15 protein-coding genes are annotated in these 13,364 nt (G+C 63.5%); 14 read left to right on the top strand and 1 reads right to left on the bottom strand.

Annotated elements, in window-relative coordinates:
* Positions 1-289 precede the first annotated feature (289 nt).
* The 14 genes from clpB to L0D16_RS09545 all read left to right on the top strand — a co-directional run bounded on the left by clpB (position 290) and on the right by L0D16_RS09545 (position 11,739).
* Complete coding sequence (gene clpB / locus L0D16_RS09480) at positions 290-2,875, top strand: ATP-dependent chaperone ClpB (RefSeq protein WP_243031611.1); 2,586 nt, start codon at positions 290-292, stop codon at positions 2,873-2,875.
* Positions 2,876-2,888: 13 nt separating this feature from the next.
* Positions 2,889-3,278, top strand: a complete 390-nt coding sequence (locus L0D16_RS09485) for a ferritin family protein (protein WP_243031613.1) — start codon at positions 2,889-2,891, stop codon at positions 3,276-3,278.
* Positions 3,275-4,459 (top strand): VLRF1 family aeRF1-type release factor, encoded by a 1,185-nt coding sequence (locus L0D16_RS09490; RefSeq protein WP_243031615.1) that lies wholly within the window; start codon positions 3,275-3,277, stop codon positions 4,457-4,459. The genes L0D16_RS09485 and L0D16_RS09490 overlap by 4 nt, the downstream gene beginning before the upstream one ends.
* A 15-nt stretch (positions 4,460-4,474) precedes the next feature.
* Positions 4,475-4,891 carry an Hsp20/alpha crystallin family protein gene (locus L0D16_RS09495; RefSeq protein ID WP_243031623.1) on the top strand — a complete coding sequence of 139 codons (417 nt, stop codon included), beginning with the start codon at positions 4,475-4,477 and terminating at the stop codon, positions 4,889-4,891.
* A 10-nt stretch (positions 4,892-4,901) separates the two neighbouring features.
* A complete protein-coding gene (locus tag L0D16_RS09500; protein WP_243031625.1) occupies positions 4,902-5,588 on the top strand; it encodes a metallophosphoesterase family protein in 687 nt (228 codons plus the stop codon).
* Between the two features lie 56 nt (positions 5,589-5,644).
* Positions 5,645-6,058 carry an Hsp20/alpha crystallin family protein gene (locus L0D16_RS09505; protein WP_243027648.1) on the top strand — a complete coding sequence of 138 codons (414 nt, stop codon included), beginning with the start codon at positions 5,645-5,647 and terminating at the stop codon, positions 6,056-6,058.
* Between the two features lie 97 nt (positions 6,059-6,155).
* The gene (locus tag L0D16_RS09510) at positions 6,156-6,602 is read left to right on the top strand and encodes a DUF1931 family protein (protein ID WP_243031627.1); all 447 of its coding nucleotides are present in this window, start codon (positions 6,156-6,158) and stop codon (positions 6,600-6,602) included.
* 1 nt (position 6,603) lies between these two features.
* Complete coding sequence (locus L0D16_RS09515; protein ID WP_243031629.1) at positions 6,604-7,023, top strand: phosphate-starvation-inducible PsiE family protein; 420 nt, start codon at positions 6,604-6,606, stop codon at positions 7,021-7,023.
* Complete coding sequence (locus tag L0D16_RS09520; protein ID WP_243031636.1) at positions 7,020-7,496, top strand: cation:proton antiporter regulatory subunit; 477 nt, start codon at positions 7,020-7,022, stop codon at positions 7,494-7,496. Before L0D16_RS09515 ends, L0D16_RS09520 begins: the two co-directional genes overlap by 4 nt.
* Positions 7,496-8,623, top strand: a complete 1,128-nt coding sequence (locus L0D16_RS09525; RefSeq protein WP_243031644.1) for a cation:proton antiporter — start codon at positions 7,496-7,498, stop codon at positions 8,621-8,623. The genes L0D16_RS09520 and L0D16_RS09525 overlap by 1 nt, the downstream gene beginning before the upstream one ends.
* Positions 8,624-8,646: 23 nt before the next feature.
* Positions 8,647-9,480, top strand: a complete 834-nt coding sequence (locus L0D16_RS09530) for an SDH family Clp fold serine proteinase (protein ID WP_243031645.1) — start codon at positions 8,647-8,649, stop codon at positions 9,478-9,480.
* On the top strand, positions 9,481-10,113 hold the full coding sequence (locus L0D16_RS09535; protein WP_243031647.1) for a rhomboid family intramembrane serine protease: 633 nt from the start codon (positions 9,481-9,483) through the stop codon (positions 10,111-10,113). It begins immediately after the preceding gene.
* Between the two features lie 10 nt (positions 10,114-10,123).
* Positions 10,124-10,576, top strand: a complete 453-nt coding sequence (locus L0D16_RS09540) for a CBS domain-containing protein (RefSeq protein WP_243031654.1) — start codon at positions 10,124-10,126, stop codon at positions 10,574-10,576.
* A complete protein-coding gene (locus L0D16_RS09545; RefSeq protein ID WP_243031663.1) occupies positions 10,576-11,739 on the top strand; it encodes a cation:proton antiporter in 1,164 nt (387 codons plus the stop codon). Before L0D16_RS09540 ends, L0D16_RS09545 begins: the two co-directional genes overlap by 1 nt.
* On the opposite strand, the gene L0D16_RS09550 is transcribed toward L0D16_RS09545, so the two are convergent.
* Positions 11,729-13,339 carry a transglycosylase SLT domain-containing protein gene (locus tag L0D16_RS09550; protein ID WP_243031677.1) on the bottom strand — a complete coding sequence of 537 codons (1,611 nt, stop codon included), beginning with the start codon at positions 13,337-13,339 and terminating at the stop codon, positions 11,729-11,731. The genes L0D16_RS09545 and L0D16_RS09550 overlap by 11 nt on opposite strands.
* Positions 13,340-13,364: the final 25 nt, after the last annotated feature.

Genomic DNA, 13,364 nt, shown 5'->3' on the forward strand with positions numbered 1-13,364 from the left:
CATGTATCCCCGGTTTGCAAACCGGGGGATTATAGCCCCCCACACCCCCCTTTCCTCTAAGCCCATCCCGGCGGCCTCCACCGTCCCAAACGCCCCGGGAAAGGACCCACCCAGGCTGGGACATCCCGCCCAATCCTTCCCTGTATAATCAAGAGCAAAGGGCGTTTCCTCCCTTCCTTTTGGCGAACCCTCTCCAGCGTAAGCGGCAAGAGTTAGCGCATGTTCTGTTCAAGTCTATTGACACCATTCATATCAACTGATATGATTAAGCCAGTAGGAGGCAAGGGGTATGAACCTGGAGCGCTGGACCCAAGCCGCCCGTGAAGCCCTGGCCCAGGCCCAAGTCCTGGCCCGGGAAATGCGGCACCAGGCCATTGACCTGCCCCACCTCTGGGCCGTACTCCTTAAGGACCCCACGGGCCTGGCTTGGCGGCTTTTGGAGAGGGCAGGGGGTAACCCCCAGGCCCTCAAGGAGAGTGCCGAGCGGGAGGTGGGCCGCCTACCCAAGGTGGAGGGGGCCGAGGTGGGCCAGTATCTATCCCAGAAGCTGGCCCGGGCCTTGGACCGGGCTGAAGCCCTCATGGGAGAGCTAAAGGACCGGTTCGTGGCCCTGGACACCTTGGTGCTGGCCCTAGCGGAGGCCTCGAGGCCCGAGCCCTTTGCCCAACCCCACCTCCCTGAAGAAGGCGCCCTGAAGAAAGCCCTACAAGAACTGAGAGGAGGTAAAACCGTGCAGACGGAACACGCGGAAAGCACCTACAACGCCCTGGAACAATACGGCATTGACCTCACCAAGCTGGCGGCCGAGGGCAAGCTGGACCCGGTGATCGGCCGGGACGAGGAGATCCGGCGCACCATTCAGATCCTCCTAAGGCGCACCAAGAACAACCCGGTGCTCATCGGCGAGCCCGGGGTGGGCAAGACCGCCATCGTGGAGGGCCTGGCCCAACGCATCGTCAAGGGGGACGTACCGGAGGGCCTGAAGGGCAAGCGCATCATCTCCTTGCAAATGGGCTCCCTTCTGGCCGGGGCCAAGTACCGGGGCGAGTTTGAGGAGCGCCTGAAGGCGGTGATCCAGGAAGTGGTGCAGTCCCAGGGGGAAATCATCCTCTTCATTGACGAGCTCCACACCGTGGTGGGGGCAGGAAAGGCGGAGGGCGCCGTGGACGCCGGCAACATGCTGAAGCCCGCCCTGGCCCGGGGAGAGCTCCGGCTCATCGGCGCCACCACCCTGGACGAGTACCGGCAGATTGAGAAGGACCCCGCCTTGGAACGGCGCTTCCAACCCGTCTACGTGGACGAACCCAGCGTGGAGGATACCATCTCCATCCTCCGGGGCATCAAGGAGAAGTACGAGGTGCACCACGGGGTGCGCATCTCCGACCCCGCCTTAGTGGCGGCCGCCGTCCTCTCCCACCGCTACATCACGGAAAGGCGCCTACCCGACAAGGCCATTGACCTGGTGGACGAGGCAGCAGCCCGCCTGCGCATGGCCCTGGAAAGCGCACCCGAGGAGATAGACGCCCTGGAGCGGAGAAGGCTCCAGCTGGAGATTGAGCGGGAAGCTCTGAAGAAGGAAAAGGACCCGGACTCCCAGGAAAGGCTCAAAAGGGTTGAGGAGGAGATCTCCCATCTCAGCCAGGAGATAGATAGGCTGAAGGCGGAGTGGGAGCGGGAAAGGGAGATCTTGAGGAAGCTCCGGGAGGCCCAGCAACGCCTGGACGAGGTACGCCGCCAGATTGAGTTGGCCGAGCGCCAGTACGACCTGAACCGGGCGGCGGAGCTCCGCTACGGGGAGCTTCCCCGCCTCGAGGCCGAAGTGGAGGCCCTCTCCGAGAAGCTCAAAAACGCCCGCTTCGTGCGCCTGGAGGTGACCGAGGAGGACATCGCCGAGATCGTATCCCGCTGGACCGGGATTCCCGTTTCTAAGCTTCTGGAAGGGGAAAGGGAGAAGCTCTTAAGGCTGGAGGAGGAGCTCCACAAGCGGGTGGTGGGCCAGGAGGAGGCCATAAGGGCCGTGGCCGACGCCATAAGGCGGGCCCGGGCCGGCCTCAAGGACCCCAACCGCCCCATCGGGAGCTTCCTCTTCCTGGGCCCCACCGGGGTGGGCAAGACCGAGCTGGCCAAGACCCTGGCCGCCACCCTCTTTGACACCGAGGAGGCCATGGTGCGCATTGACATGACCGAGTACATGGAGAAGCATGCGGTGAGCCGCCTCATCGGGGCCCCGCCGGGCTACGTGGGCTACGAGGAAGGGGGGCAGCTCACCGAGGCGGTAAGGCGCCGCCCCTACACGGTCATCCTCTTTGACGAGATTGAGAAGGCCCACCCCGACGTCTTCAACATCCTCCTCCAGATCCTGGACGACGGCCGCCTCACCGACTCCCATGGGCGCACCGTGGACTTCCGCAACACCGTCATCATCCTCACCTCTAACCTGGGAAGCCCCTTGATCCTCGAGGGGATCCAGCAAGGCAAACCCTACGAGCGCATCCGGGAGGAGGTCTTCGCCGTGTTGCAAAAGCACTTCCGCCCCGAGTTCCTAAACCGCCTGGACGAGATCGTGGTCTTCCGGCCCCTCACCCGGGAGCAGATCCAGAGCATCGTGGAGATCCAGCTCCAAAGCCTTAGAAACCGCCTCTTGGAAAAGCGCATCACCCTCACCCTCACCGAGGCCGCCAAGGACTACCTGGCCGAGCGGGGCTACGACCCCGTCTTCGGGGCCAGGCCCTTGAGACGGGTAATAGCGCGGGAGCTGGAGACCCCCTTGGCGGTGAAGATCCTGGCCGGGGAGATCAAGGAGGGGGATTTGGTGGTGGTGGACGCAGGCCCCACGGGTCTGGTCTTCCGCACGGAAGCCCCGGTGCAGGCCTAGGAAAGGAGGGGGTATGGATCGGGTGGAAGTCCTAAAACAGGCCTACCAGGATGAACTCCTGGATGCCCTCCGGGCGGAAAGGGCTTTGGAAAGGGTCCCTTACCCCCACATCCGGGCCCTTTTGGAGGAGGTGGCCAAGCGGGAGCGGGCCCATGCCGAAGCCATCGCCGAGGTCTTGCGCCGCCTCCAGGCCCCCCTCCCCCCTACCCCCAAGGTGGAGGAAGAAGGCTGGGAAGCCCTTCTTCACCTCCTCTCCGAGGAGGGCTTTGACCGGGCCTACTACCTGGAAAGCACCTTCCCCGACCCGGACCTCGAGGCCCTCTTCACCCGGCTCGGCCATGAGGAAAAACTCAACCAAGAGGCCATCCGCAAAGCAGTGGCTCTTCTAGGAGGTAACCTATGATCGGCAAGGAAGACATCCGGCGCATCAAGGAAACCCTCACCGTGCAGGAGGGACCCGTCCTCTCCCTCTACCTGGACCTCAACCCCGCCAAGCCCGAAAACGCCAACCGGGCCTACGCCCTAAGGGCCAAGGACGCCATGAAGGCCCTCAAGGTGCCCCAGGACCTGCAGGAAAGGATCCTGGAGGTGCTGAAAAACCAAGTTCTAGAGGCAAAAACCGCCGTCTTCTTCGCCAACGAGAAGGTCTTTGAAACCCTGTTGCTGCAGGTGGAACTGCCCCTGGTCTCCAGCCTCAAAACCACCTTCCTAGGGGAAAAGGAAAGCCGCTTCTTTACGGACGGGGCCCTGGCCCACTACGGCGAGCCCTTCCTCCTCCCCCTTATCTACGCCCTGGACGAGTACGAGCGCTACGGGGTGGTCTATTTGGACCAGGAGCGCTGGCGGGTTTTTGAAATCTTCCTGGGTGAAGTCCAGGAGGTGAGCGACGCCTTCTTGGCCTTGGACACCGAGGCCTGGCGGCGGCTCTCCCTGGATGCCCCGGGACGCCGCTTCAACCTGGCGGGCATCTCCCGGGGCGGGGCAGGCCAGGACCTCTTCGCCAAGCGCTTGGCCGCCTGGGAAGAACGTTTTTACAAGAACCTGAGCCACGAGCTGGAGAAACTTACGGAGGAACGTGGGTTCACCCGCCTCATCCTCATGGGCCCCGAGGAGCACACCAAGCTTTTCCTGGGCTACCTGCCCAAACGCCTTAAGGAAAAGGTGGTGGCCCTTCTTCCCTCCCTGCCCCATCCCGGGGTCAGCCCCGGCCAGGTGCTCAAGCGACTGGAACCTGTCCTGGAGGAGATGGAGCGCAAGGGCGAGGTAGAGCTACTCAAGAAGCTGGAGGAAGCCTATCCCAAGGTGGCCTTCGGCCTGGAAGTCCTGGAAAGGGTTCAGGAAGGTCGGGTTGAGCTTTGGGTGCTTCCCTGGCACCTGGACCAAACCGTGTACGCCTGCGACGGGATCTTCTTCCCCGACGAGGCTCGGGCCCTGGCCCACTGCCAAAACCCCGAGGCCAAACCCCTGGCCGTGGTCCTGCCCGAGCTGGCCACGGGCTACGCCGCTAAGCTGGAGTTCGTCCGGGGCGAGGCAGAAAAGCAGCTTCTGGAGCGTGGCGGCATGGCCGCGCTCCTGAGGTGGTGAAAGGAGGTGAGGAGGATGGTACGGTTCGATCCATTCAGGGAGTTGGAGGAGTTGCAAGAGCGCTTGGCAAGGGCTTTCGGCACGACCCCCCAGCAGGGGCCCAGGGTCTATGCTCCCCCGGTGGACATCCTGGAGGACGACGCCGGTTTGCACCTTCTGGTCTACCTGCCGGGGGTGGAGCCGGAAAAGGTGGAGGTGGTGGCGGAGGAAGGGGTGCTTTCCGTGAAGGCGGAGCGCCCCTTTGAGAAACGGGAAAACGTGGCCTACCACCGCCTAGAAGGTCCCCATGGCACCTTCGCCCGGAGCTTCAACGTGCCCAGCACCTTTGACCTCTCCCGGGTGCAGGCCAAGTTCCGCCACGGCGTGCTCCACCTGTTGGTGCCTAAGGCCGAGGAAAGCAAGCCCAAGAAGATCCAGGTGCAGGTGGAATAGGAGGTGAGCTATGCGGCGGACCACGCGGTACATCCTGGCCACTTCTAACCCCATGGGCGACCTCGAGGCCCTGGAAAAGCTGGTGAAGCTGGCCCCCGACACGGGGGCGGACGCCCTGGCCATCGTGGGTAACCTCATGCCCAAGACGGCCAAAAGCCGCGACTACGCCGCCTTCTTCCGCATCCTCGCCGAGGCCCATCTCCCCACCGCCTACATCCCCGGTCCCCAGGACGCCCCCATCTGGGAATACCTAAGGGAGGCGGCCAACATTGAGCTGGTGCGGCCCGAGATGCGCAACGTCCACGAAACCTTCACCTTCTGGAAAGGTCCCTACCTGGTGGCCGGGGTGGGCGGGGAGATCACCGACGACGGGGAACCCGAGGAGGAAGAGGCCCTGCGCTACCCCGCCTGGGTGGCAGAGTACCACTTGAAGGCCCTTTGGGACCTCAAGGACTACCCCAAGATCTTCCTCCTCTACACCAACCCCTACCACAAGGGCCTGGGCGATGCCGGCTCCCACGAGGTGGCCCACCTGGTGAAGACCCATAACCCCCTCCTGGTCATCACCGCCGGCAAGGGGCAGAAGCACGAAATACTGGGGGCCAGTTGGGTGGTGGTACCAGGGGATCTCTCCGAGGGTGAGTATAGCCTCCTGGACCTGAGGGCCAGGAAGCTGGAGACGGGGAACGTCCGCTAGGCAGGAGGGCCCCGCCCGGGGGCGGGGCCCCGCCTTGCCTGCTAAGGGAGGGGAGTATGTTGGAGAAACTTTGGCCCTTTGGCCGTAACCGGGTGCGGAAAGCCTTTGAAGAAGCCCTGGAAAAGGTCTTCAAGGAAGAAGGGGAAACCCTGGAGCCCCTCTCGGAGCTTTCCGAGCACGAGGGCCATTACCTTTTGCGGGTGGAGGTCCCGGGCCTGGGCCCGGAGAACCTGGAGGTGCGCCTCGAGGGGGACCAGCTGGTCATAGAAGGGGAGAAAAAGGAGGAGAAGCGCACCAAGCACCTCTCGGAAATCGTCTATGGCCGCATCTACCGGGCTTACCTCCTTCCCAAGGATGCGAAGAAGGAGGGCCTCGAGGCCCGCCTGCAAAAGGGGGTGCTGGAGGTGAAAATCCCCCGGGAGAAGCGGGAGGCCGAACCGCCGGTGCGGATTCCTGTGGTGGAAGGTTAAGGAGGGTTACCCTGGCGAGCCCTGGGCTAACCCCTAGGCTTGAGGTTTCGTGGTGGGGGTTCGGACCCCAGTTGGCCATCATTGGAGGTGAACGACCATGCTGATGAAAGTGGCCGAGTTTGAGAAGCTTTTCCGCCTGGCTGCGGGCTTGGACGTGGACAAGAACGACCTTAAACGCCTTTCGGACTTTCTCCGGAACAAGATCTACGACCTGCTGGTGGTGGCCGAGCGCCACGCCAAGTACAACGGCCGGGATATCATCTTTGAACCCGACGTACCCATCACCAAAGGGCTTCAGGAAACCCTTCGCGAGTTCCGGGCCATGGACACCACTTTGGAGCTCAAGCCGGTATTGGAGGACCTGGCAGCCCTTCCCCCTTTGGATCTGGAAATCTCCGAGGATCTCCGCAACCTTCTTCCCGAAATCGCCGGGGCCTTGGTGGTAGCCTATGCCCGGGTGCTAAAGGAGCTGGACCCTGGGCTTAAGAACCCGCAAACCGAACACCATGAGCGGGCGGAGCGGGTCTTTAACCTCCTCCTCTGAGATGAACCAGGACCTCCTCCTCTCCCTCTACCAACGGGCCACCCGCCTGGTCTTCAACCTGGTGGTGGTGGCCCTGCTCATCGGTCTTTTCGTGGGGGTAGGGCGCACCTTCCTGGAACTAGGCCTCACCCTCACCGAGCCCACCGTGCGCCTAGGCCTTAAGGAGCTGGTTACCAACGTTCTGAGCCTGATCATTGTTCTAGAGCTAGTACGGGTTTTCGTGGACTATTTTGAGTTTGAAAGGGTGCGCCTCGAGGTCCTGATGGAAATCGGCGTGGCCCTGGCCTTGCGGGAGCTTCTCCTCCTCCTCTTTGCGGAAAAACTATCGGGCCTAGACCTCTTCCTCTGGGCCTTGGGCATTTTGGCCCTGGTGGCTGGGCGCACCCTGGCGGTGCAGTTTCCCCCTAGGAGGCGGGCATGAGGGTGGAAGAAGCGGTGCTTCCCGGGGTGGGACGGAAGTTCACCATCACGGTGCAAAGCGGCGACCGTTTGGTCATCGTGGTCCACCACTCGGGGAAGCGGGAGCTCCAGTACTTTGAAGCCGGAGAGGATGGGGATGAGCCCATCATGGCCCTGGACCTTACCGACGAGGAGGCCCGGGAGCTGGGAGCCATTTTGGCGGGGGTTCTTTTCCATCCCGAGGCCGTGGGGGACACCCAAAGCAAGCTGGGGCAGAAGGTCATTGAATGGATCAAGGTCCTGCCCGGTTCCAAGCTGGCAGGAAAACGGCTGGCCGAGCTTACCCTGCCGCCGGGGGCCCACCTCCTGGCCGTGGACCGGCCCGGGGCCCCCCTAATCCCCAACCCTTCGCCCGAGGTGGTCCTCGAGGTGGGGGACACCCTGGTGGTGGCGGGAAGCCGCGAGGCGGTGGAAGCCCTGATGAGGACCCTCTAATGCACCCCTCCGTGGAGGCCTTTGCCTTAGCCGCAGGGCTTTTAGCCTTCGGAGCGGCCTTGGTCCACCGTTTTGGTTTTCCTCCCTTGCCCGTCTACCTCCTCACCGGGCTTCTCATGGGCAAGGCCCTGCCGGTGCAAGACCTGGAGCCCCTCCCCTCCTTAGGGCTTCTCCTCCTCCTCTTCTCCGTGGGGTTGGAGTTCGGCCCGGACCGGCTTAGGGGACTATCGGGCAAAGCCGTTCAAGCGGGTATCTACGATGCCTTAGCCCTGCCTTTAGGCTTTCTTCTGGGACTCTTTTTCGGGCTGGACCTGCGCGGCGCCGCCCTTTTGGCGGGGGCCATCTACGTGAGCTCCAGTGCCGTGATCGTCAAGCTGATCATTGACCTGCGCCGGGCCGCCAACCCCGAAAGCGAGGTGGTCCTGGGGGTTTCCGTGCTGGAGGACCTGGTAATCCTGGTCCTCCTGGCCCTCTTGGGGGGCCAGGGATTCCAAGGCTTTGTCCTCAGCCTCCTTTTGGCAGGGCTCTACCTGAGTCTGGGTCGCTTCCTTGGTCCTTCCTTGGTTACGTTCATGGAGAACCTTTCCGACGAACTGGTGCTCCTCTTGGGGGCGTCCTTTACCACCGGAACCGCCCTCCTCTTCCAAGCAGCGGGGGCCTCGGTGGGGCTTGGCGCCTTCCTGGCAGGAAGCCTGGCCGCCTCCTTAGGGCTTCGCGAGCGGTTTGAGCGGCTTTTTGGTCCGGTGCGGGACCTGGGGGTGGCCCTTTTCTTCCTGGTGGTGGGGGCAAGTGCCCGGGACCTGTTCCAGGGCCTAACCCCGGCGGTGGTCGCCTTAGCCCTTCTGGGCCTTTTGCTGAAGCTTCCCCTTAACTACCTGGGAGGGGCCCGGGCGGGGCTCTCCCGCAAGCGCCGGCTTTATAGCGCCTTTTACCTGGTGCCTCGAGGGGAGTTCAACCTGGTCCTGGGTGCCCTAGCCCAGGCCCAAGGTTACCCCCTGGTGGCGCAGGTGGCGGTGCTTTTGGTGCTGGTATCCATCCCCTTAGGAGCCGTGCTCACCCGCTTCGCCCCCGAACTGGGAAGGATTCTCCTACGGGAAACCCAAAGCCGCCCGGCCCGTATTCCCTAGCGCCCCTGGTATATGCTTTTCCCATGGAAATCTTCTTCCAGCTCTTTTGGCTCTTCTTCATCCTCTCCGTTCTCACCCCTTACCTACAACAACAGATGCTCCTAGGGGCCCGGGCCAGGAAGATGGCCGAGTTGGAACGCAAGCGGAAAAGCCGGGTCATCACCCTCATCCACCGCCAGGAGGCCGTTAACTTTCTGGGAATCCCCATAAGCCGTTTCATCAGCATCGACGACTCGGAACAGGTTCTAAGGGCCATCCGCCTCACCGACAAGAACGTGCCCATCGATCTCATCCTCCACACCCCGGGGGGATTGGTCCTGGCGGCGGAGCAGATCGCCGAGGCCCTTTTGCGCCACCCCGCCAAGGTCACGGTCTTCGTGCCCCACTACGCCATGTCGGGGGGAACCCTCATCGCCCTAGCCGCCGACGAGATCGTCATGGATGAAAACGCCGTCTTGGGCCCTGTGGATCCCCAGCTGGGCCAGTACCCTGCGGCCAGCATCCTCAAGGTGTTGGAGAAGAAGCCCATCCAGGAGATTGACGACCAGACCCTGATCCTGGCGGACATGGCGGAAAAGGCCCTGAAGCAGGTGAAGGCCACGGTGAAAAACCTGCTTTTGAAGCGCCTGCCCGAGGAACGGGCTGAGGAGGTGGCCACCCTGCTCTCCCAGGGCACCTGGACCCACGACTACCCCATCGACGTGGCCCAGGCCCGGGAGATGGGCCTTCCCGTGAGCACGGAGATGCCCCTCGAGGTCTATGAGCTCATGGACCTCTACCCCCAGGCCCAGGGGGGCAAGCCCAGCGTGCAGTACGTGCCCATACCCTACCGCCACCAAGAGCCCAGGAGGCCTTAGGTGTTTCCCCTTTACGACATCAACCACGCCCGCCGGCCCGCTTTCGTGGTCAAGGGCCTGGTGTTCCTCAACGCCTTGGCCTTTCTCTGGCAGCTTTCCGTGGGATTGGAATGGTCCGCCCAGGCCTATGGCTTTATCCCCGCCTTATTCTTTCAAGACCCGGTGGGCCAGGGCTACCGCCTCCTCACCAGCATGTTCCTCCACGGAAGCTTTTTTCATATCCTCTCCAATATGTGGTTCCTTTGGGTTTTCGGGGACAACGTGGAAGACCGCATGGGACACGGCCGCTTTCTTCTCTTCTACCTCTTGGGAGGCCTGGCCGCCGCCTTGGCCCAGGGGCTTTTCTCCTTTACCTCCACCCTCCCCATGATCGGGGCCAGCGGAGCGGTTTCCGCGGTACTGGGAGCCTACTACATCCTCTTTCCCCGAGCCTACGTGGTTTCAGTAATTCTCTTCATCTTTCCCCTTTTCGTCACCTTTCCCGCAGGCTTCTACATCGGGTACTGGGCCTTCCTCCAGCTCCTTCAGGGGCTTTTGGGCCTACCCGGGGTAGCCTGGTGGGCCCACCTGGGAGGGTTCCTCTTCGGCGCCCTCCTGGCTCGGCGCTTTGCCCCAAGGTGGCGGCGCTGGTAAACTTGGGCCCATGAAGGTAGCCGACCTGATGACCGCAAACCCCGAGACCATCGGACCTGAGTCCACCCTCGAGGAGGCCGCCCGGAAGCTTCTGGAAAAACGCTACGGTAGCCTGCCGGTGGTGGACCGGGAGGGGCACCTCCTGGGGCTACTCCAGGTGGAGGAACTCCTACCCCGCCCTGAGAACATACCCTTTTCCGATGTGGAAGCCTTACAGCTTTTCGGCGAGTGGGTAGCAGGTGACTTTCTAGAAAGCATCTACCAACGTTACCAGCAAACCCCGGTTAAGGCGGTCATGCGCAGCGAACTGCCCCGCATCCACCCCGAAGACCCCGTGGGAAAGGCCCTGGAGGCCCTCTTGAAAAGCGACATCCGCCACCTACCGGTGACGGACCAGGAAAACCGCGTGGTAGGCATCCTAACTCGTAGCGACTTCCTCAAGCTCATCCTTAGGAGGCAGTGATGCACGGAGCCGGGCACATCCTGGAGGTCTTCTATCTCATAGTGGCAGCCCAGTTGCTGGCCTTTCTATTTAGGCGCCTTAACCAGCCCGTGGTCATCGGGGAGGTACTGGCCGGCGTCCTGGTGGGCCCGGCCCTCTTGGGCCTGGTGCACGAGGGCGAGATACTGGAGTTCATCGCCGAGCTCGGGGCCATCTTCCTCCTCTTCATGGTGGGTTTGGAAACCCGGCTTAAGGATATCCTCGCCGTGGGCAAGGAGGCCTTCTTGGTGGCCGTCTTGGGGGTGGCCTTCCCCTTTCTGGGGGGTTACCTCTTTGGCCTGCAAATCGGCTTTGCCACCCTGCCTTCCTTGTTCTTGGGCACCGCCTTGGTGGCCACCAGCGTGGGGATCACCGCCAGGGTGCTGCAGGAGCTTGGAGTGCTCTCCCGCCCCTACGCCCGGGTAATCCTGGGAGCTGCCGTCATCGACGACGTGCTGGGCCTGATCGTGTTGGCGGTGGTGAACGGGGTGGCCAAAACCGGGCAGGTGGAAACCGGTGCCATCCTGCAGCTCATCCTTCTCTCCGTGGTCTTCGTGGGGCTGGCCGTGGCCCTGTCACCCCTCTTTGCCCGCCTACCCTTGGAGAGGCTTCCTGTAGGCAGCCCCATGGGCTTCGCCCTGGCCTTGGGAATCGGCATGGCGGCCTTGGCCGCTTCCATCGGCCTGGCCCCCATCGTAGGCGCCTTCCTGGGAGGGATGCTCCTTTCCGAGGTGCGGGAGAAGTACCGGCTGGAAGAGCCTATTTTCGCTATTGAAAGCTTCTTAGCCCCCATCTTCTTCGCCATGGTGGGGGTACGGCTGGAGCTTTCCGCTCTGGTTTCTCCCGCCACCCTGACGGCGGGAAGCGTGGTCACGGTCATCGCCATCCTGGGAAAGGTGCTGGGCGGGTTCCTGGGGGCCCTGACCCAAGGGGTGCGCTCGGCCTTAACCGTGGGGGTGGGCATGGCCCCCCGGGGAGAGGTGGGGTTGATCGTGGCCGCCCTGGGGCTGGCCGCGGGAGCGGTCAACGAGGAGGAGTATGCCATTGTGCTTTTCATGGTGGTCTTCACCACCCTTTTCGCCCCCTTCGCCCTAAAACCCCTTATCGCCTGGACCGAAAGGGGCCTGCGCCAGGCTAAGGAATAGCCCAGTAGGCGGCATAGGCGGAAAGCACCTGGGCCAGGTACTCCCGGGGCTCGTCCCTATCTTGGAAGCGGAGGAAGGCGTAGAGGTTCCCTTCCCGGGCGAGGCCCCTTAGGGTATAGCCGATGCCGCCGTTATAGGCGGTGACCGCGCAGGCCACTTGCTCCAGACCCCTGTAGGCGGCGCAGCGCTCCAGGAGCCAGCGCAGGTAGCGGGCGGCGTAGCGGATGCTGGCCTCGGGATCAAAAGGATCGGCGGGATCCTCCCCCAGCATGCGGGCCACATCCGCCCAGGTGCTCCTTAGGAACTGGCCCAGGCCCAAGGCCCCCGTGGGGCTTACCGCCAGGGGGTCAAAGCGGCTTTCCACGTGGAGAAGGGCGTACAGCAGATTGGCGTCAAGGCCTTCCTTTCGGGCATACCCTTCCACCCACTCCCGGTAGGGACGGGGATAGGCCATGGCGGTGGGCCAGGCGGCCCGGATACCCTCCCGGTAAGCCCCCAAGCGGTAAAGGAGGGGCACCAAGGCCGGCCAATCCTTGGGCCTTTGCCAAAGGGCGTAGCGCACCACCCCCCGGGCCCAGGCCTCCTTACCCCCGAGGCGGAGGGCCTCCACGGTAGACGCCTCTGGGGGTAGCGGAAGGGAAGGGGCAGGCGGAGGCGGCTCGGGTTCCTTGCCCACAAGGAGGCCAAGCCCCCCCTTGAGGAGGGTAAAGGCCTCCCCTTGCACCCCGGTCAAGCCCAGCCCCCCCGCCAACACATAAGCCCTTAGGGCGGCGTCATCGGCGTAAGGGCTGCTCCCACCGGCCAAGGTGAGGTAAAGGGGAAGGGCCTCCCGCTTAAGGCCTTGCCGCTCTAGAAGCCCCGCAGCCCGCCAAAGGCCCTCGGGGGTACTCCGCCGGTAGGCCTGTACCGCCTCGAGGACCCTCCCCATCTCCTCCAGGATCCGCCCTTGGGCATAGCGGCTTTCCGGATGGTCGTAACGGGCCAGGGCTTCCAAGGCCTCCCCCCTACGCCCAAGCCGCCAAAGGACATGGCCCAGACCCAGGTACCCCCGGGGATCCTCCTGGGCCCAGGCTTGGTAGGAGGGCAAAGCCTCCTGGAAGCGCCCCAAGCGCAAAAGCGCCTGGGCGCGGAGGTCCGGGCGTACCCCCTCGGGAAGAACCCTGAGCAGCGCCTCATAGGCCCTACCCCGGAATAGGGCCAACCAAAGCCTTTCCCCTTCACCCAGGGAAAGGAGGGCCTCCACGGCCTCTTTATCTGGAAGGAGCTTTTCCCAGGCGGAAAAGGCCCGGGGGTCTTGGGCCTCCTGCAAAAGGCGCGCCGCTTTGCGCCAGGCCTCCCGAGCCTCCCAGCCTGGCTCAAAGGCCCTTACCCCTTCCAGGAAGAGGGCGTAGCGCCACGCATACTCCGCCCGCTCCGCCAAGGGCACCTCCTCCTGGTCCACCAGGAGCCAGCCTGCCAGCATCCGGGCATACCCTTCGCCTCCCGCGGCCACCTGGCGCACCTCCTCTACCCTTCCTCCTTCCAAGGTGGCAAAGGGCTCGGGAAGACTCTGGGCGCGGCAGGAGGCCAGCAGCAGCAAAAGGAGCGGGATCCCGCGCACCCCCCCACCCTAACAAAACTCCCAT

It is taken from the genome of Thermus altitudinis (genome assembly GCF_022760835.1).
GTDB classification, from domain to species: Bacteria; Deinococcota; Deinococci; order Deinococcales; family Thermaceae; genus Thermus; species Thermus altitudinis.